We start from the raw sequence: 19,111 nt of genomic DNA on the forward strand, positions 1-19,111 counted from the left end.
GTGAAGGTTCTGTAGATGAAACCATTAGTAACGGGTGCTGGATTAGGTTTAAGGCGTGATTTTTCTGACGAGTTCGAGGCGGTCAGTCAGTCGTGCGTTGATTTTATGGAAGTGGCTCCTGAAAACTGGATACCCTTTGGCGGGAAATTTACTAAACAATTTGAACAATATGCTGAGCGCTTTCCTTTTGTAATACACGGCCTTTCTTTATCCATAGGCGGCCCAACGCCTATGGATACTGAATTTGTAAAACAAGTCGCTAGTTTTATCAAAAAGCACAAGATTCGTAGCTATAGTGAACACTTAAGTTACTGTAGCGACGATGGCCATCTATATGATTTGATGCCCATTCCTTTTACCGAAGAGGCGGTGCGCTACGTCGCTGATAGGATTAAGCAGGTGCAAGACATCATTGGTATGAAATTAGCAATGGAAAACGTTTCTTATTATGCCGCGCCCGGTCAAGAAATGAGCGAGTTAGAGTTTCTATTGGCGGTACTTGAAGAAGCAGACTGTGACTTATTACTGGATGTTAATAACATCTACGTTAACAGCATTAATCATCGCTATGATGCTAAGGAATTTTTAAAGGCCTTGCCAAAAGAACGTATTGCTTATGCGCATATTGCTGGTCATTACGACGAAGCAGATGATCTTAAGGTGGATACTCACGGAGCTGAGGTAAAAGCTGACGTTTGGTCTTTGCTGGAAACCGCTTACCAAGAATTTGGGGTTTTCCCGACTTTGTTGGAGCGTGACTTTAATATACCGCCACTTGCAGAGCTATTTTCTGAAGTGGCGCAGATCAAGGCCATTCAGCAGAAGTTTTTAGCCAAAAATCTTGAAGGAAAAGCAATTGCCTAAAGAGCAAAAACAACTGCCAGAATTTCAGCAAGTTCAATACGGTTTTGCGGGTCATTTGCGTGATCCTGATGGCGTAAAGAAACCCGAAGGTATTGAAGATAGGCGTATGAAAGTCTATCGTGATCTTTTTTACAACAATGTCGAAAATTTTTGTGCTAACAGCTTCCCAATCCTTCGCGAATTAACCGAAGATACAAAGTGGCACCAAATGGTGCGTCAGTTTTTTTCCGATTATCGAGCCCTTAGCCCTTATTTCAAGGACATTTCTAAAGCCTTCCTCGATTACTTAAGCAATCATCGACAATCCCAAGATGACGATTTCGAGTTTATGGATGAGCTTGCCCATTGGGAATGGATGGAGCTGAATGCGGTTTCCGATACGGGCGATATTTTACAGTATCCGCACGATCGCAATGGCGACTTATATAACAGCAAGGTGGTCGTATCGTCGTTAGCTTGGCCTTTGGTATACCAATATCCGGTCCATCGAATCGGAGAAGCCTTTATTCCTGAGCAAGCGCCGGAGCAACCAACTTTCTTGATCATTGCTCGTAATCGTGAACATCAGGTGGATTTTTTTGAAACGAATGCGATTACTTATCGATTATTGGAAATATTTCAGCAAGCAGAATCGCAAAATAATATGCAATTAACCGGACAGGCAGCGATTGAGCAGCTGCAACAGGAGCTCAATTTTCCTGATCCTGAGCAATTAATTGTCGGTGGTAAGCAAGTTCTTCAAGATTTGTTGGAACGCGATGTAATTTTGGGTGTCAATCTATAACTCGCAAGCAGTTGTTGATACAATATGCCTGAAATACGGAGATATAGCTCTAGGAAACCCAATTTAATGAAAGCAACAATACTCAGCGCCTTATTCATGTCTTTATTTGTCACTGGTTGTGCAACCACTGGCGATAACCCGCAAGATCCCTATGAAAGCTTTAATCGGAGCATGTGGGAGTTTAATAAGGGGCTTGATAAAGCCATTTTGCGCCCTGTAGCTAAGGGCTACAAAGCCATTACACCCGATCCGGTGGAAAAAGGCGTAACCAATTTCTTCAACAATATTGATGAAGTCCCGACTATCATCAACGATGTTTTACAATTCAAGTTTGGTAAAGCGCTCAAGGATACCGGTCGCTTTTTAATTAACTCAACGCTTGGCGTGGCGGGCCTGTTTGATCCGGCTACCGATATGGGGCTGGAACGCGAAGAAGAGGATTTCGGGCAAACTTTAGCCGTTTGGGGCTTTGACTCGGGAGCCTATTTGATGCTGCCATTCTTTGGCCCTAGTAGTGTGCGTGACGGCATTGGTAGCGGAGTGCAGGCGACTAGTTTTTATTCTTTATACGATGAGCTCAATGACAAGCAAACCGAATATATATTGAAATATGGTATTGATATAGTGCAAACGCGCGCCGCGATTTTGTCCATTGATGAGCAGCTAGAATCAGCTCCTGACGACTATACTTTCCTCAGAGACGTTTATTTACAGAATCGAAAGTTCAAAATTTATGATGGCAACCCACCAATTGAAGATGATGAGTGTGAGTTTGAAGAGGATTGTGAGGAGTTTTAACGGATAACTGATGCATTAGCTATGGATGGTAATTTAGCTGGACAAAATTCCTTTAAATGATTAAAACAGTAGAGAACAAATTTCTAATTTTAAGCTAATGCCCATTGAATTTAATGACACTCTAGTTATCGCGATTTCATCAACGGCTTTGTTTAATCTGGCCGATAGTCACCGTGTCTATCTAGAAAAGGGTGTTACTAGCTATGCCCAATATCAAATTGATCATGAGGATGAGCTTTTAAAGCCAGGCGCTGCTTTTGGGTTGGTAAAAAAATTATTAGCGCTAAATGAAGCAACTAACACACAACCGCGTGTTGAGGTTATTCTTTTGTCACGCAACAGCGCTGATACCGGCTTACGAGTCTTTAATTCGATTGAAAATCATCAGTTGCAAATTACTCGTGCAGCTTTTACTTCTGGTAACAGTCCCTATCAATATGCCTCAGCGTTTAATGCCCATTTATTTTTATCGACCAATCCGGTGGATGTTAAGCAAGCGCTGGATAATGGCATTGCTGCGGCAACCATTGTTGCTCCTATCACCGAGAGCGAACACTCAAGTGAAATTCGTTTTGCTTTTGATGGCGATGCGGTTTTATTTTCCGATGAAGCTGAGAAAATTTATCAGCAAAGTGGTTTAGAAGAGTTCACCAAGCACGAAAAAGCCTCTGCGCAAAAGCCGTTAGAGGGTGGACCTTTCAAAAACTTCTTAGCTGCTTTACATAAAATTCAGAAAGACTATGGCGAAGACTGTCCGATTCGTACCGCCTTAGTTACCGCTCGTTCAGCGCCTGCACATGAGCGGGTAATAAGAACCCTGCGCTATTGGAATATTCGGATTGATGAAGCTTTATTCTTAGGCGGTATGGATAAAACACCTTTCTTAAAAGCGTTTGCCGCGGACGTATTTTTCGATGATCAAGAAGGTCATATCGAACGCGCCCGTGATCATATTGCTAGCGCTCACGTTCCAACCGGCATAGTTAATAGTCGTAATTAATTAACGGTATTCTTCTAAATTGCCTTGAAATTATAACTTTGATCAGGCAACGTTGAATATGTACTTTTTTAACATGCCCATAATAAGTTTATGAAAAAACACCTATTTCTGCTCTCAGTCTTTTTTTGTTTGACTAGTGCCCAGCTTAATGCTGCAACACTTGATGCGCCCAAGCGAGTAGAGGGCGAAGGTCCTTTCGAGCGGTTGATCTTACGAGGCGGTATTTTAATTAATGGAGAAGGTGCGCCGCCCACTGGTCCAGTTGATATTGTGATCGAGGCAAATAAGATTGTTGCAGTACAGTCTGTCGGTGCGCCTGGAGTTGCGATTAAGGATAGCAATCGTCCTAAAGCCAATAGTGGCGACAAAGTTATTGATATTGAAGGGCATTATGTTTTACCAGGTTTTATTGATTTACATGGACACATTGCCGGTAGCGTTGACGGTTTGCCGGCGGAATATCCGTTTAAGTTATGGCTAGCACATGGCATAACCACCGTTCGTGAGCCGGGTAGTTTTAATGGCTTAGATTGGACCATAAAACACCAAGTGTTAAGCGACAAGAATCAGATTACAGCGCCTAGAATAATTCCTTATGTTGGCTTTAACATGAATTGGGATAGTCGTATTACTACTTCTGAAGAAACCAGACGTTGGGTGCGCCATGTGGCCAATAAAGGTGCTAAGGGTATTAAGTTTTTTGGTTTGCCAAAAAAAATGATGGCGGCAGCTTTGGACGAAGCGAATAAACAAGGCTTGGGCACTATGATGCACCATGCCCAACTCAATGTGGTCGGAACTAATGTGTTAGATTCTGCGCGTATGGGATTAACCACCATGGAACATTGGTATGGCTTACCTGAGGCTTTGTTTGAAGGGCAAGTGATACAAGATTATCCGCTCTATTATAATTACAACAACGAGTCCCATCGCTTTACTGAAGCCGGAAGACTATGGCAACAAGCAGCAGAAAAGGGTAGTGATAAATGGAATTCAGTCCGCGATGAATTAATTCAACTGGATTTCACTATTAATCCAACTATGACTATCTATGAAGCCAGTCGAGATGTTATGCGCGAGCGAAATGCCGAATGGCATCAAGACTATACCCATCCAAAATTAACAGCTTTTTTTGAGCCCAATCGTGAGTCGCATGGCTCTTATTTTTTCGATTGGACGACGCAAAATGAAATCGACTGGAAAGCGAATTTTAGAAAGTGGATGGATTTTTTGAATGATTATAAAAATCATGGCGGTCGGGTGACCATTGGTTCCGACGCTGGCTATATTTATAAAATTTTTGGCTTTGGTTATATTCGTGAAATGGAGTTGCTGCAAGAAGCAGGCTTTCATCCGCTGGAAGTGATTCAATCGGCAACTTTAAATGGTGCGGAAGCTTTGGGTATGGACGATCAAATCGGCTCAGTGATCCCTGGCAAATTAGCGGATCTAGTGATTGTCGAAGAAAACCCGATAGCTAACTTTAAGGTTTTATACGGCACAGGACACTATCGCTTAGGGCTTGATAATGTCGCAAAAAGAGTTGGCGGGGTTAAATACACTGTTAAAGATGGCATTGTATTTGATGCCCAGCAATTGCGAGAAGAGGTAAAACAACTAGTCAATAAGGCTAAAGCTGAACAATAAAAACTAAGCTCATAATTAAGGTCATACCCAACGGTTGGGTATGACTTCTATAATTCCAGCCTGTTTTTAACTGGCAACCAATCGTTGTTGCAACTGCTCCAGCATTAAATCTGCGCAAGCCCCAGGTGAATTTCTAGCCTTTAGCGACTGCTCAGGAGTATAGTTTGATAAATCAATGTCGTTTTGTTTAATGTTTAAATAGGCTTCGCGAAAAGGGATCCCTTGCGCGGCATACTCAATACTTAAGTCGGTCATAAACATGTCTGCTGAAATATGCTTTTTGCTATTCTCTGAATGAATCGTTAAGTCCTCAATTAGCGCTGGCAGTAGTTCTAAGCAAGCAAAAGCCTCTGAAACACCTTGGATTAAAGGTTTTTTACTAAACTGTAGATCGCGGTGATAACCGCTAGGCAGTGACAGTAAATTTTCTAATTCAGCATAAGCAGCTTGGAGCTTGGCGTAGCTGGCGCGGATCAGCTCTAACACGTCAGGGTTTCGTTTATTCGGCATAATCGATGAGCCGGTGGTATAACTATCGGATTGAGCAATAAAATTTAATTCAGCCATCGAAAATAAGCTTAGATCCCAAGCCAATTTACGAGCATCGAGCAGACTTTGTTTAAAGCTGGAAAGCACTTCCAATTCAAACTTGCCGCGGCTATTTTGGCAATAGATAGGATTGATTTGTAGCCGCGAGAACTGTAACTCGTGACTTGTTAGTGTTCGATCTAGTGGTAAATTAACCCCATAACCGGCGGCTGAACCTAGCGGGTTAGCATCAATCCAATGGGTAATTTTCTTGGCATGGTCGATATTATCAATATAACTTTCGGCAAAGGCGGCAAACCACATTCCCCAACTGGAGACTACTGCCTGTTGGAGGTGGGTATAACCTGGCATCGCGTCAAACTGATGTTGACCAGCTTTGACTAAAAGAGCAGTGGCAATAGCCTTGTTTATCTCGACTAGCTGTTGCAGCTTATCTTTACAGTAAAGTCTAGTTGCGACTAATACTTGATCATTGCGGCTTCTGCCTGTGTGAATTTTTTTGCCTAAATCACCTAATTGCTCAGTGAGATAAAATTCAATCGCAGAATGACAGTCTTCAAATTCTTGGCTTAGTTCAAACTCTTGCTCTATTACCTTATTGAGAAGCTCATCCAAACATTGTTGAATTTGTTGGTTTTCATCAGAACTTAAAATTTCAATACTCGCAAGTCCATTGGCATGTGCCTTGCTGGCCTGAATATCATAAACAATAATGTCTTTATCCAGCTCAATATCTTGTGCCGCTAGAAATTGATGTATTTTTTGCTCTAAGGGGCTGCTTTGCGTTGATGAATTACTCCAAAGTCTATTCATGATCAATACCTGTTGTTGAATCGAGATTAAAGGCTATGTTAAGGTTTTGTAGGGCTTGAGTAGCGGCGCCTTTTAATAAATTATCGAGCGTAACATTAAGCGCAATTTCTTTATCAGAAACACTAAAGCCGCCAATAACGGCATGATGTTTTTTGGCATTATCGACCACATAAGGCACTGAGTCTTTGATCTTAACCAAGGATGAATCAGCGTAAAAGTGACTAAATAACTTCAGTAGCTCTTCTTCAGATTGGACTTGTTTTAGCTTTGTTTGAATGGTCATGCTGATCCCTCTGAAAAAACTGGCAACATGAGGCGAAAAACGAATGGTATGCTGTAAAGCATGACTTACTTCTTTTTCATGCAGGTGCGCAGTGAGCTGATAGGGGATCAGGTTGTCTTGCAGTCGATCAATATCGTTCTTTTCGGACGGAGCCGTACCTGCGCCGCTATAACCAGAAACACCAAAGCAATGGACTTCACCATCAATTAAACTTAGCAAGGGCGCAATTGCCAACTGCATTGCGGTTGCGTAACAGCCGGGATTACTGATAAGTTGCAATTCGATGTGGTGATTAAGCTCTGGAATCGAATATTGCCAATTTTTATCGAAGCGCTTGTCGGCACTAAGATCGATAATCACTGCTTGAGGATGTGTAGCTACAAGCAAGCTTGCGTATTGCTCACAGAAACCGTTGGGTAGCGCCAAAATATAAGCATCTGCCTCTGTCGCGCTAACGTTTTCAGGCGTTGAGTCTTGGTACCTTAGCGGTTCATCGGCTAAAACTGGCTTGCCAGAAAGCTGTCTTGAAAAGGCCGCGATTAGTTCCATTTTAGGGTGATTTTGCAACAGCTCGATAAGTTCTTTGCCTACATAGCCACGTGCGCCAACTAAGGCGATACGGATCTTATTGTGCATTTTGATTACCTACTGTAATGTTTTTACTCGAAGCCCACTGAATGCAGTCAGCAATTTCACTGGGCTTAATATCGCCATACCAATAGACGCACCAAACTTCACCTTTTTGAAAGCCATCGGCATTGTTGCGGTAGAAGTTGTTGATCGGGTTGTTGCTACGAGCGCGCCAAAAAAATTTAGGATTGTCTTTGGTTAAACGTTTCCATAGGCTACTGCCAACGCCTTCGCCTTTAGTGCTCGGGTTAACGCAAAATTTGTCCAAGTAAGGAATAGGGAAGTCGTCGGTGACAATGGCTAAGCCCTTATCACAGTCGGTAAGGTAGAGCTTATGCAGTTTGGTTTGCACGAAATAATCCGCATGGAGTTTTTTTCCAAAACTGGAATCAACGATATTAGTTACCGTGTTTTTATCGACAGAATCCCACTCCTGATGACTATGAATGGAGTCGCCGCTGTTGATCAAGGTTCCTGAGCCGCGATGAGTGAAGAGTTCTTTTGCTAGCAATGTGGGGCTGTTAATGGATACCGAAGTGCTTTTAGGCAGCACTTGCAGAATATTATTGATTTGTTGCAATTTAAACAGCATGCCTGAATGTATCCAGTCTTTTTCGAGCAACTCTTCATAGTCATTACTTAAATTGATCACTGGAATAATTTGACCCTTTTGATCGAGCACGCCACCGGTCTCGGTTAAGAAGATAATCTTATACGGACTAATCGCTTGAGCTAGGGAAAAGGTTGCACTGTCAGCATTGATATTAACAATTTGCCCCGAATCGGTTTCCCCTAGAGGCGCAATAATTGGAATGGAGCCTCGTTTAAGAATACCTTGAATCAGATCGACGGAGATAGATTTTATGTCGCCCACGAGTCCCAGTTGATTATTCGACAGTCGGCAGTTGAATAAGCCATTGGTTAAAGGGGTTGCATTGATACCAACCGCTTGAAAGGCTGCCGCCAGTTTTTGGTTTTCACGAATAAAAACTTTGCGCGCAATATGCAGCACATCGGTAGTGGTTACCCGTTTACCGTCAATAAATTGTGTATCAATCCCATGCTCATCGAGCTTTTGATTGAGCTGTGGGCCAGCGCCATGAACGATAATAGGAGTTAGCCCAACTTCTTGAATAAAGCTAATGGCCGAAACAATATTGTCTAGATCATTTTGAATAATACTACCGCCAATTTTAATAATAGCGAAGCTTGATACATTCGGATCGGAAAACCGTTTGAGGTATTTTCTGACTTCATTTTCAGTACCTAAATTACTCAGTAACTTAATGATGGTTTTTTTTATATCTTTATTTTGCATGAGATAAAATCCTATGATAGTTCTCAATTACCGAATGTAACTGTTGTAACTTGACATATTCGTTGGGGGCATGGGCTTGTTCGATATTGCCAGGGCCATAGACAATGCTCGGGTAGCCTGCTTGATGAAACAAAGAAGCTTCGGTCCAAAAGTTGACTGGCTCTGAATGTGGTAATTGCAGTTGCTCCGCCAGTTTTTCATTGTCGGCAGCGGTTTGTTTGGATGGTAATGCCGGTGCGCTAAAACCATCGGAGAGTGACATCTTGTCAGTAAGTAATTGTGACAATTCTTGTTTCAGTTTATTAAGATCTTGACCGGGTAGCGGGCGAACCCCGAAATTTGCAGTGACTTCATCGGCGATGATATTGGGCTTAATACCGCCTTGGATCAAGCCAATATTAAAGCAAATTCCAGATAAGCCTTTATAGCTTTGGGTGAGATAAGATTCGGCCAATTTAATGGCTTTTTGCGACCAATGGCTAAATTGGTGGATGCAGTTCTCGGTTAAAGCTCGTTGCTCTGAGCTATGGCCAGATTTTCCAGCAATAGATAGCTTAAAGGTATGGATCCCTCTATGGGCTGTTACCGCTTTAGCTTGGGTCGGCTCGGCAACAATCACGCCTTGATAGGGGTGATGCTCCGATAAAAAGTTTTTAATACAGCTGCTGTTACCATGCTCTTCGTCAGAAGAAAATAACAAGGCGAAATCGCTAATGCTATGATGATAACGCTCAATCACCGCGAGCATAGCAGCGGCTGCACCTTTGATGTCACAAGCACCGAGAGCGTAAGCTTTATCTTCCTTAACGGTTAATTGGAAAGGATCGCTTTGCCAACCATCAGATACTGGAACCGTGTCCATATGGAAATTAAACAGTAGCTTCGGGTCGCCTTTAGTTACTAAAATATTGATCGAATCATTACCATGATCGGAAACCTTAATCTCGACCTCAGGTAAATCAAATTGCTGTAGCAAATAATCAATAATTCCGGATGCCGAGTAAGCTTTGGGTGGATTACAAGTATCAAAAGCCACTAGCTGCTGTAAATGGTTAAGGCAAGAATCTAATAGGAGATTGTTCATCTTAACCTGCCTTTTTTTGCGATTGGTTAACCAGCGCCCAAGTAGTGGTGCTTTGGCCATATAACTTGATAAACCCCATAGCTTCTTCAATGCCCCAAGATGCTGACTGGGCATAACTAGCTTCATCACTGGCCAGCAAATGATGACTTTGCACCGCAACGGCGATTGCTTGATGTGCATGCAGTTTAAGAGTTACTTGACCGGTAACTTGTTGCTGCATTGACTGCAAGCAAGCTAGAACATTTTGGTACAGTGGATCGAAATAAAAACCGTTGTAAACCAGCTCCGTCCATTGCTGGGCCACCAGTGGCTTAAATTGGTTTTGCTTGTTGGTCAGGCAAACTTCTTCAAGCGCCTTATGTGCTGTTTGCAACAGCTTTATGCCTGGCGCTTCAAATAAAATTCGCCCTTTCAAGCCAATCACGGTGTCACCAGTATAAATTTCACGTCCAATGCCGTATTGACCTCCGATATGGTTTAAATACTGTAAAATTTCCGCGCCAGCTAATGACTCTCCTTCGATTGCTACCGGAGTGCCGTTTTCAAAGTTCAGTTTGATCTCTGTTGGGCACTGTTTGATTTTGCTAGGTGCATTGCATAGCACATAAGTATCTTCGCTTGGCTCTTGCCACTGGTCGATTTCTGAACCTGAGATAGTTACGCCGAGTAAGTTTTCATTGACGCTATAGCGGTTTTGTTGCTCGGACACGGTAAAGCCTTTAGCCTTCAAATAATCAATTTCATATTGACGGGTTTGGGTATGGGCTTTTTGAATCTCTCTGATCGGCGAGAGAATTTTGTAATCTCCATGAGCCAAAACAGCCAAATCAAACCGCACCTGATCGTTACCCATGCCAGTGCAGCCATGAGCAATGTAAGGAGTATTAAGCTGCTGACACAGTTTTATCGCTTCTTCGACGATAAGATACCGATCAGCGCATAGAGTCGGATACTTGCCTTGATACAACTGATTGGCCCAAACTAGAGGGATTACAGTTTTATTCCATAATGCTTGTTTAGCGTCGAGGCTGTAATGGTTGGTAGCACCTAATTCATAAGCGCGTTGTTCAATCTCTTGCTCTTTTTGCTGGCTGACGCCGCCAGTATTAACGAATAGGGTGTGTACCGCAAAGCCTTGATCAATAAGGTAAGGGACGCAAAAGCTGGTATCTAAACCACCTGAAAATGCTAGGACTATAGGTTGTTTCATCAATGTATCCTCTACTGGTTTTGGTTGGCTAATTGGTTCATTAAGGCTTTTTGAACGTGCAAACGGTTCTCTGCTTCTGCGATGGCAATGCAGTTTTTAGAGTCCAAAACTTCGTCGGTGGCTTTAACGTTTCTTCTAAGGGGCAGACAATGACTAAAAAGAGCATTGTTGGTTTTAGCCATCTTGTCTTGATCAACTATAAAGTGTTTGAATTGATCACGAATGGGTTTTTCTTGTTGCCAGTTGCCATAAAAGGGTAGAGCACCCCAACTTTTAGCATAAACTATGTCCGCATCTTGATAAGCGCTGTCGATATCATGGCTGATCTGAAAATTTTGTCCGTGTTGGCTACAATTTTGTTGTGTATGATCAAGGTATTTTTGATCCAAAATATAGTCTTCAGTAGGGCACAGTAATGTCACATCCATACCAAATTTGCTGGCAATCAGTAGCGACGAATTGGCCACAGCGGTATTTAGTGGCTTGGGGTGGTAAGTCCAAGTTAGCAGGTATTTCTTCCCTTTCAGATCGCCGATTTTTTCCTGCAAGGCCATAATGTGCGCCAGCTCTTGGCAAGGGTGGGTGATAGTTTCCATGTTGATAACCGGCACGCTTGAATAGCGGGCAAACTTATTAATGACCTGATCTTGCTTGTCTTCTTGCCAATTATTAAACTTGGGAAAAGCCCGAATCGCTATCATGTCGCAATATGAGGATAAGACTTGAGCAACCTCGATAACGTGCTCTTCGGCTTCGCCATCCATCACAGATCCGAGTTCAAACTCGATCGGCCAAGCGTCTTTTCCAGGTTGTAGCACCGCTGCTTTGGCGCCTAATTGGAAGGCTCCAATTTCAAAACTGGTTCGGGTTCTTAAAGACGGATTAAAAAACAATAACGCAATGGTTTTGTTTTTCAATAGTGGCTGTACTGGGCTCTTTTTTAATTCTTTAGCAAAATCAATGATTTGCTGAAGTTCTTGCTGTTTCCAACTGGCGCTGGTTAGAAAGTGTTGCATGTCTCTTCCTCAGGTTGTCAGCCACCGGAAGAGCTTTTATTGATAATCTATGGATGCAATAAAAAACCCAGCCGATGGCTGGGTTTAATATAAATTTGGTTCGCGCTACTAATTCCCAGCCACGCTAGTACGTTGGCTGCGACGTCGTAATTGACTAATTGTTAAAGTAATATTTAAATTCATTAGCTTAGTAGCAAAGTTTGATACAACTCAAGTTGAATAAAGTCTAACCCTATTTTTTTAGCAAGTAAACCTCAAACCAATATTTTTTATATGAAAGTTTTTAATGCTTAGTTATTGGTGTTAGCAAATATGTTTATGCTAACCAGGATGGGTTTAGTAGCAATCTAATCCTTTAATAGATCCGCTAGCGCTAGTTCAAGCTCTGGAAATTGAAACTCAAATCCTGATTTTTGCAAGGCTTCGGGTAAGACTTTTTGTCCTGTTAGCAACAACTCAGAAAATTCACCTAAAGCCGCTTTTAACACAAAGGCTGGTACAGCCACTTTCGCCGGCTTGTTTACAATTTTGGCTAAAGTTTGGGTAAAGCTTAAGTTAGTTACTGGGTTAGGGGCGGTCAGATTGAAAACGCCGAACTGTTGCGAGTTGCTAATAAGATGCATAATGGCTTGGATTTGATCTTGTATGTGGATCCAAGACATCCACTGTTTGCCACTGCCGATTTTCCCACCGAGTCCTAACTTAAAAGGCTTGAGCATTTTTGCCAAAGCACCTTCTTGGCCAAGGACAATCCCAGTACGGATTATAGCGGTTCTAATGCCTTCTTGTGCCGCACGTTTGGCTGATAATTCCCAGTTATGGCAAAGTTTCGATTGGAACTGTTTAAGATCGCCATGCTTTGACATTTCATTAAGAGTTTCATCACCGCGAGCGCCATAATAACCAATGGCCGAACCAGAAATAAAGGTATGAGGCTTTTGTTCCTGTTTGATCATCCAATCTACCAGTTCGATAGTATTTTGAATTCGACTATTGTAAATGGTGATTTTTTGGTTGCGCGACCAACGTTTATCAGCCAAGTTTTCGCCGCAGAGATTAAGGACTATATCAACAGTAGGGGCTTCTTCGAGTTCCCAAATGAAATTAACATTACGAAAAAAGAAATCGTCTTGAAACTTATCGGGAGTACGGGTCTTGATGGTAATGTTGTAGTTATTTTCTTGAAGCAGAGGAATCAAATTTCTGCCGATAAAACCGGTGCCACCAGTGATTAGTATTTTTTCCATCTTTAGCTCCCTCTAAAAAGGTGACCTTATTCTATGTTATCTCCAAACTCTTTTCCAGCAGCATAAAATTATCGCAATCAATAGTTAAGATTATGATACTTTTAGCTTTCTAAGCTAAGGCTAATTGAAGCAAATACTATTTGAAGCAAACAATATATTTTGGGCGGCCTAGTCTTTTAATTAACACTCTATGATATGTACCGCAAGCCCACCTCGCGCTGTTTCTTTATACTTCTCTCGCATATCCATGCCCGTATCCCACATGGTTTTAATGACTTTATCTAACGATACTTTGTGCTCACCGTCGCCGCGTAAGGCAAGGCGGCATGCATTAATCGCCTTGACCGAAGCCATCGCATTGCGCTCAATACAAGGCACTTGCACCAAGCCGCCGACTGGATCGCAAGTTAGCCCTAAGTTATGTTCCATGCCAATTTCAGCAGCATTTTCGACCTGCTCTGGCGAGCCGCCCAAGACTTCAGTTAGAGCTCCGGCTGCCATGGAACAAGCTACGCCAACTTCACCCTGACAACCAACTTCAGCACCGGAAATTGAAGCGTTAAGTTTGTATAAGATACCAATCGCAGCGGCAGTTAATAGAAAATCAATAACGCCTTCTTCATCAGCGCCATGTTTAAATTTCATATAATAAAAAAGCACTGCCGGAATAATACCTGCTGCACCATTAGTGGGGGCGGTGACTACTTGGCCGCCAGCAGCATTTTCCTCATTCACCGCTAAGGCGTATAAATCAACCCAATCCATGGCCGACAGGGTATCGGTAGTGCTATGGGGATCGGATTTTAGCTTCATGTAAATGCCATGAGCGCGACGCTTAACTTTTAGGCCTCCAGGCAAAATGCCTTCTCGATCACAACCGCGCTTAATGCAGTTTTTCATTACTTGCCAAATACGTAAAAGTTTTTCCCGAACTTCTTGCTCACTACGCCATGCTTTTTCGTTCTCCATCATCAAGGTGCTAACTTTAAGGCCATGCTCTTTGCATAAAGCCATTAACTCGGCGGCAGTGGCGAAAGGGTATTTGACTTGAGTAGCGTCTTCCATAATTGGACTATCAGCATCCATCTCATCATTGACCACAAAACCGCCACCCACCGAGTAGTAGGTTTTGGAATTTAGCAGTTCACCTTGTTCGTCATAGGCATAAAAAATCATGCCGTTAGCATGTTTTGGCAAACTTTTTTTCTTATGTAATATTAAATCCTTTGCTTCGTTAAATTTGATCTGTTTATTGCCATTAAGGTTAATTTGATGGTTACTGCGAATCGTATCTAACCGTTCAGGAATAATATCCGGATCGACCTCATCGGGACGCTCGCCTTCTAAACCCAGCAATACCGCCTTATCCGAACCGTGTCCTTTACCCGTAGCCCCCAGAGAGCCATATAGTTCACTCTTGATGCGATGGGTCGTTGCTAATAGGCCGCTTTTTTCTAAGCCTTCGACAAAACGCCGAGCTGCACGCATAGGCCCCACGGTATGCGAACTTGAGGGGCCGATACCGATACTGAACATATCAAAAACGCTAATTGCCAAGGTGAATTTCTCTAAGAGTTTGAATTGCTAGAATTGTACTCGCTCTATACTATAATGGCTACACATAGCTAATCAGACCAGATCGATGTTATTAATAGCCTTAGAAGAAAAAAATAGTAATTTTGTTGGCACAGTATTACATAAAGCGACAAACAAGCGGGAGAAACAATCGTCCAAGTCTGCAGAAAAAGCTATAGCGACTTGTTTTACTAGAATAGACGATTTTTTGTTTAACCGACGATATATAATTTTATATTTCGAAAATGGTGTGTTAACAAAGCTGATTGTTAATGGTCTATATGAGTTTACTTTGAACAACGTAACGGTAGAAGAAATTGAGTCTATGCTCGATGAGGTAAAGCTAGATGTTTTGTCAGTACATGCCTTCAAGGAAAGCAAAACCAAGTGTTATTCCTATGACTTAGGTAGGCAAGATTTAACTAGACTGTATGAGCTTTTTATCAAGTCTGAGTCTATGGTTATAGACTCAAGTGATTAGCTTGCCAAAATCTACAATAATTTTTGCGGTTGCTCCCCAAATATTACGGCCTTGATAAGGCATTGAGTACAATGGATAAGTCACTCCTTGATGCTCAATAGAGGACTTAACTTGATTACTGGGCTGCAATAAAAAGTCCAGCGGTACTTCAAAAGCTTCGTCAACTTCGTCAGGGTTGATACTAAATCGGTAATCGGGATCGACCAAACCGACAATTGGCTGGATCATAAATTGAGTAATGGTCGATTGCAGACTGAGTTTACCCAACACCTTGATTTGTTGTTTGCTAATGCCGACTTCCTCTTCGGTTTCGCGTAATGCGGTGGCAATTAAATCCTTATCTTCTGGATCCATGCGGCCGCCGGGAAAGCTGATTTGACCTGGATGGTGTTTTAGGTGTTGCGCACGCTGAGTTAAAATCAGCTGTAACCCACTGTCGCGCTGTACAATCGGAACCAGCACTGCGCTTGGTTGTAATTTGCTAGCTTTAGGCGGCTTATGGTTAGCTTGATTTAAGGCTTGTTGAATTTGCTCAAGACTGATCATGGTTACTGTTCTTTTCAGCGCTAAGCACGGGCAAAATACGGCTGAGTTTATGATAAGTTTCTTGGTATTCACTTGCCGCTTCGGAATCAGCCACTAAACCGCCGCCACCCCAAGCGTAGATAGAGCCCTCAGCAAATAGAGAGGCTTCAGCATGTAAAGAGCCCTCAGCGAATAAAGAGCCCTCAGCAGAATTCGGTGAAGAGCTTTCGGCTACTAGGGTTCGTATGGTAATGCTGGAATCTAAAAAACCTCTAAAGTCATAGTATAAAACCGAACCGCAATAGATGCTGCGACGGTGTGGCTCTAACTCTTCGATAATTTCCATCGCACGAATTTTGGGTGCACCAGTAATCGAGCCACCCGGAAAACAATGCTCTAATAAATCCAAACCATCTTTGCCATCGGCCAAATCGGCTTCTATGGTGCTGACTAAGTGATGAACCGAAATAAAACTTTGCAACTCAAATAATTTGGTCACATCAACAGAACCGTACTCTGCGGTTCGGCCAATATCGTTGCGCAATAGATCTACGATCATCAAATTCTCGGCGCGATCTTTTTCGCTGCTCAATAACTCGTCAGAAAGTTGCTTGTCTTCTAGCGGATCTTTGCTGCGCGGTCGAGTGCCTTTGATTGGCTGGGTAACTACGTGGCTCTTGCCGTCGATTTTTTCTATTTGAATAAAGCGCTCTGGCGATAGCGATAGAATTTGTTGTTTGCCTAAATTCATGTAAGCAGAAAAAGGCGCTTGATTATGCTCAGTTAATTGCAAATAAGCATTCCAAGGATGGCCGCTAAAGCTGGCTTGAAAGCGCTGAGCTAAGTTAACCTGATAACAATCGCCCGCATGAATATAGTCATGAACTTTTTGAAATTTATCCAGATACTCTTGTTCGTCCATGTTTGATTGCCAAGCGCTACTTAAAGCAAAAGTAGGGTATTGTGACGAGTTATCAGTTTGCTGCTCTATGTCCTGCTCACCTAGATTTTGCTCTCTTAGATCCTGCTGTTCAAGCTTTTGAAATTCTTGGCTAATAGCGCTCCAACTGGAGTCGTCGATAGCGGAAAACTTTAACAAATAGCTTTTTTGATGTTGATGATCGCTAATAAAGCCCCATTGGTATAACCCAAAAGCCATTTCCGGCAGATCAATATCGTGCTTGGCGATTTGCGGCAAATCCTCAATAGCGCGTCCCAGATCGTAACTGGCAAAACCTGCAATTCCACCGTGAAACGGTAGCTCGGCGAGCTGCTCGGGCAAAGCGATAGCATCCTTAAGCCCTGCTTGGTAAAAGCGCTTTAGATCTTCAAAGGGGCGGTGACTAATAGCGATCTCTATCCCCGCAACAATGGTCTTATTGTGGTAAAACTGGATACTAGCTTTGGGGCGCAGCAAAATCAGATCAAACTTTGCTGCTTGGTGGATAGTTTTGCCGCTATCGAGCAATAGTGCCCATTCTTCATCGGCAAAATGCGAAAAAAGCTGCCGCATCTTGGCCGGATCTCGGTAGTTGAATTCAACAAATGGTGATTCGAGGTTGGGCATTTGTTACCTAATTGCTCAAAAAAACGACAAATACCGCGGATCTGGTATTAATTGGCATTCAAAATTTGGGAAACGCCTGATCCAGCAGTTATACTAATGGGCTGATTTTAGAGATTTCTCGCCAGATTGTATAGAAACAATCACTTGGCCTTTTGATTAGCGACTTGGAGCCATACTCCCATGAGTGTTATAAAAGCGGAAGATTTCATCGAAAGCGTAGCTGACGCTTTCCAATACATTTCCTATTACCACCCTAAAGATTTTGTGCAAGCCATGACCGCGGCTTACGAAAAAGAAGAAAGCCCAGCGGCAAAAGACGCCATGAAGCAGATTTTAGTGAACTCGCGAATGGCGGCGATGGGGCATAGACCAGTGTGCCAAGATACCGGTATTGCCATGGCGATTGTGGAAATCGGTATGGATGCACGCTTTGATACAGGCGCTAGAGATATGACGGTGCAAGAGATGGTGGATGAGGGGGTACGTCGTGCTTACTTGAATCCCGATAATCCGCTTCGCGCTTCGGTTTTAATGGACCCCGCGGGTAAGCGCACCAACTCCAAAGACAATACTCCAGCGGTGGTTCATATCAAAATGGTTAAGGGCGATAAAGTTGATGTGACCGTGGCGGCTAAAGGCGGCGGCTCAGAGAATAAGTCAAAATTTGTAATGCTCAATCCATCGGATTCTATCGTGGATTGGGTTGTCGAAACCGTACCTAAGATGGGGGCTGGCTGGTGTCCACCAGGCATATTGGGAATTGGTGTTGGCGGCACGGCGGAAAAAGCCATGTTATTGGCAAAAGAGTCGTTAATGGATCCCATTGATATGCAAGAGCTATTAAAGCGAGGCCCACAAAACCGAGTTGAAGAGTTGCGTATTGAAATTTATGAAGCCGTAAATAAATTAGGTATTGGCGCACAAGGTCTTGGCGGCATAACTACAGTAATGGACGTTAAGATTAACGATTGGCCAACCCACGCGGCTTCTAAACCTGTGGCCATGATCCCTAATTGCGCGGCAACACGACATATCCATTTCACATTAGATGGCACAGGTCCTGCTAAGCTAACTCCACCGTCGATCGAAGATTGGCCAAACATGGACTATGAAGCCTCAGAAGATGCCAAGCGGGTGGATATTAATAATATCAGCAAACAAGAAGTCGCCAGTTGGAAGCCGGGCGATGTGTTATTACTTAACGGTAAAATCTTAACCGGTCGCGATGCTGCGCATAAACGCATTAAGGATTTACTAGATTCGGGTAAAGGCTTACCAGATGGTTTAGATTTTAAAAATCGCTTTATTTATTACGTCGGTCCAGTAGATGCAGTGCGTGATGAAGCGGTAGGCCCAGCGGGTCCAACTACCGCTACCCGTATGGATAAGTTTACTGACATGATGTTATCCCAAACAGGATTACTAGGCATGATTGGTAAAGCGGAGCGTGGTGATGTTGCGATTGAGTCGATAAAGAAACATCAATCGACCTATTTAATGGCTGTTGGCGGCGCTGCTTACCTAGTATCGAAAGCGATTAAAGATTCAAAAGTGGTGGCTTTCCCTGAGTTAGGTATGGAGGCGGTTTACGAATTCGATGTTGAAGATATGCCGGTAACGGTAGCGGTAGATTCGCAAGGCGAGTCGGTGCATAAAACGGGGCCAGCGATTTGGAAGGTTAAGTTGTCTTAGCTACTGTGCACTAAAAATACTGCGTTAA

17 protein-coding genes are annotated in these 19,111 nt (G+C 42.9%); 7 read left to right on the forward strand and 10 right to left on the reverse strand.

Annotated elements, in window-relative coordinates; all coding sequences use genetic code 11:
- Positions 1 to 15: 15 nt before the first annotated feature.
- From NFS34_RS08755 to NFS34_RS08775, 5 genes are all read left to right on the forward strand, one after another.
- Positions 16 to 864 carry a DUF692 domain-containing protein gene (locus NFS34_RS08755; protein ID WP_251359659.1) on the forward strand — a complete coding sequence of 283 codons (849 nt, stop codon included), beginning with the start codon at positions 16 to 18 and terminating at the stop codon, positions 862 to 864.
- Entirely contained in the window at positions 857 to 1,648 is a 792-nt protein-coding gene (locus tag NFS34_RS08760) for a DUF2063 domain-containing protein (RefSeq protein ID WP_251359660.1), read from the forward strand. The genes NFS34_RS08755 and NFS34_RS08760 overlap by 8 nt, the downstream gene beginning before the upstream one ends.
- A 66-nt stretch (positions 1,649 to 1,714) precedes the next feature.
- Positions 1,715 to 2,446: a VacJ family lipoprotein gene (locus NFS34_RS08765; RefSeq protein WP_251359661.1), complete on the forward strand. Its 732-nt coding sequence runs from the start codon at positions 1,715 to 1,717 to the stop codon at positions 2,444 to 2,446.
- A gap of 97 nt (positions 2,447 to 2,543) precedes the next feature.
- Positions 2,544 to 3,446 (forward strand): 5'-nucleotidase, encoded by a 903-nt coding sequence (locus tag NFS34_RS08770; protein WP_251359662.1) that lies wholly within the window; start codon positions 2,544 to 2,546, stop codon positions 3,444 to 3,446.
- A 90-nt stretch (positions 3,447 to 3,536) separates the two neighbouring features.
- Positions 3,537 to 5,093, forward strand: coding sequence for an amidohydrolase family protein (locus NFS34_RS08775; RefSeq protein ID WP_251359663.1), 1,557 nt, complete (start codon positions 3,537 to 3,539; stop codon positions 5,091 to 5,093).
- Between the two features lie 66 nt (positions 5,094 to 5,159).
- Here the strand turns inward: NFS34_RS08775 and argH are convergent, their stop codons facing one another.
- The 8 genes from argH to NFS34_RS08815 all read right to left on the reverse strand — a co-directional run bounded on the left by argH (position 5,160) and on the right by NFS34_RS08815 (position 14,800).
- On the reverse strand, positions 5,160 to 6,458 hold the full coding sequence (gene argH / locus NFS34_RS08780) for an argininosuccinate lyase (protein ID WP_376707978.1): 1,299 nt from the start codon (positions 6,456 to 6,458) through the stop codon (positions 5,160 to 5,162).
- A complete protein-coding gene (argC, locus tag NFS34_RS08785; protein ID WP_251359665.1) occupies positions 6,448 to 7,374 on the reverse strand; it encodes an N-acetyl-gamma-glutamyl-phosphate reductase in 927 nt (308 codons plus the stop codon). The genes argH and argC overlap by 11 nt, the downstream gene beginning before the upstream one ends.
- A complete protein-coding gene (locus NFS34_RS08790) occupies positions 7,364 to 8,686 on the reverse strand; it encodes an acetylglutamate kinase (RefSeq protein WP_251359666.1) in 1,323 nt (440 codons plus the stop codon). The genes argC and NFS34_RS08790 overlap by 11 nt, the downstream gene beginning before the upstream one ends.
- Entirely contained in the window at positions 8,676 to 9,770 is a 1,095-nt protein-coding gene (locus NFS34_RS08795; protein WP_251359667.1) for an acetylornithine deacetylase, read from the reverse strand. The genes NFS34_RS08790 and NFS34_RS08795 overlap by 11 nt, the downstream gene beginning before the upstream one ends.
- A 1-nt stretch (position 9,771) precedes the next feature.
- Positions 9,772 to 10,983, reverse strand: coding sequence for an argininosuccinate synthase (locus tag NFS34_RS08800; protein ID WP_376707939.1), 1,212 nt, complete (start codon positions 10,981 to 10,983; stop codon positions 9,772 to 9,774).
- Between the two features lie 8 nt (positions 10,984 to 10,991).
- Positions 10,992 to 11,996, reverse strand: a complete 1,005-nt coding sequence (locus NFS34_RS08805) for an N-acetylornithine carbamoyltransferase (protein WP_251359669.1) — start codon at positions 11,994 to 11,996, stop codon at positions 10,992 to 10,994.
- Between the two features lie 347 nt (positions 11,997 to 12,343).
- Positions 12,344 to 13,243 (reverse strand): TIGR01777 family oxidoreductase, encoded by a 900-nt coding sequence (locus NFS34_RS08810; protein WP_251359670.1) that lies wholly within the window; start codon positions 13,241 to 13,243, stop codon positions 12,344 to 12,346.
- 180 nt (positions 13,244 to 13,423) lie between these two features.
- Positions 13,424 to 14,800, reverse strand: coding sequence for an L-serine ammonia-lyase (locus NFS34_RS08815; protein WP_251359671.1), 1,377 nt, complete (start codon positions 14,798 to 14,800; stop codon positions 13,424 to 13,426).
- A gap of 85 nt (positions 14,801 to 14,885) precedes the next feature.
- On the opposite strand from NFS34_RS08815, the gene NFS34_RS08820 reads away from it, so the two are divergent.
- Positions 14,886 to 15,299 (forward strand): hypothetical protein, encoded by a 414-nt coding sequence (locus tag NFS34_RS08820; protein WP_251359672.1) that lies wholly within the window; start codon positions 14,886 to 14,888, stop codon positions 15,297 to 15,299.
- Here the strand turns inward: NFS34_RS08820 and NFS34_RS08825 are convergent.
- Both NFS34_RS08825 and pabB read right to left on the reverse strand, forming a co-directional pair.
- Positions 15,288 to 15,845: a CoA pyrophosphatase gene (locus NFS34_RS08825; RefSeq protein ID WP_251359673.1), complete on the reverse strand. Its 558-nt coding sequence runs from the start codon at positions 15,843 to 15,845 to the stop codon at positions 15,288 to 15,290. The two genes, NFS34_RS08820 and NFS34_RS08825, sit on opposite strands and share 12 nt — an antisense overlap.
- Positions 15,832 to 17,391 carry an aminodeoxychorismate synthase component I gene (gene pabB, locus NFS34_RS08830; protein WP_251359674.1) on the reverse strand — a complete coding sequence of 520 codons (1,560 nt, stop codon included), beginning with the start codon at positions 17,389 to 17,391 and terminating at the stop codon, positions 15,832 to 15,834. The genes NFS34_RS08825 and pabB overlap by 14 nt, the downstream gene beginning before the upstream one ends.
- Positions 17,392 to 17,571: 180 nt before the next feature.
- On the opposite strand from pabB, the gene NFS34_RS08835 reads away from it, so the two are divergent.
- The gene (locus NFS34_RS08835; protein WP_251359675.1) at positions 17,572 to 19,083 is read left to right on the forward strand and encodes a fumarate hydratase; all 1,512 of its coding nucleotides are present in this window, start codon (positions 17,572 to 17,574) and stop codon (positions 19,081 to 19,083) included.
- The last annotated feature ends 28 nt before the right edge of the window (positions 19,084 to 19,111 follow it).

Source organism: Kangiella sp. TOML190 (assembly GCF_023706045.1).
In the GTDB taxonomy this organism is placed as follows: domain Bacteria; phylum Pseudomonadota; class Gammaproteobacteria; order Enterobacterales; family Kangiellaceae; genus Kangiella.

Coding starts and splice junctions, on each gene's coding strand:
- NFS34_RS08755 (WP_251359659.1), top strand. CDS start 16: ATGAAACCATTAGTAACGGGTGCTGGATTAGGTTTAAGGCGTGATTTT.
- NFS34_RS08765 (WP_251359661.1), top strand. CDS start 1,715: ATGAAAGCAACAATACTCAGCGCCTTATTCATGTCTTTATTTGTCACT.
- NFS34_RS08770 (WP_251359662.1), top strand. CDS start 2,544: ATGCCCATTGAATTTAATGACACTCTAGTTATCGCGATTTCATCAACG.
- NFS34_RS08775 (WP_251359663.1), top strand. CDS start 3,537: ATGAAAAAACACCTATTTCTGCTCTCAGTCTTTTTTTGTTTGACTAGT.
- argC (WP_251359665.1), bottom strand. CDS start 7,374: ATGCACAATAAGATCCGTATCGCCTTAGTTGGCGCACGTGGCTATGTA.
- NFS34_RS08790 (WP_251359666.1), bottom strand. CDS start 8,686: ATGCAAAATAAAGATATAAAAAAAACCATCATTAAGTTACTGAGTAAT.
- NFS34_RS08795 (WP_251359667.1), bottom strand. CDS start 9,770: ATGAACAATCTCCTATTAGATTCTTGCCTTAACCATTTACAGCAGCTA.
- NFS34_RS08805 (WP_251359669.1), bottom strand. CDS start 11,996: ATGCAACACTTTCTAACCAGCGCCAGTTGGAAACAGCAAGAACTTCAG.
- NFS34_RS08810 (WP_251359670.1), bottom strand. CDS start 13,243: ATGGAAAAAATACTAATCACTGGTGGCACCGGTTTTATCGGCAGAAAT.
- NFS34_RS08820 (WP_251359672.1), top strand. CDS start 14,886: ATGTTATTAATAGCCTTAGAAGAAAAAAATAGTAATTTTGTTGGCACA.
- NFS34_RS08825 (WP_251359673.1), bottom strand. CDS start 15,845: ATGATCAGTCTTGAGCAAATTCAACAAGCCTTAAATCAAGCTAACCAT.
- pabB (WP_251359674.1), bottom strand. CDS start 17,391: ATGCCCAACCTCGAATCACCATTTGTTGAATTCAACTACCGAGATCCG.
- NFS34_RS08835 (WP_251359675.1), top strand. CDS start 17,572: ATGAGTGTTATAAAAGCGGAAGATTTCATCGAAAGCGTAGCTGACGCT.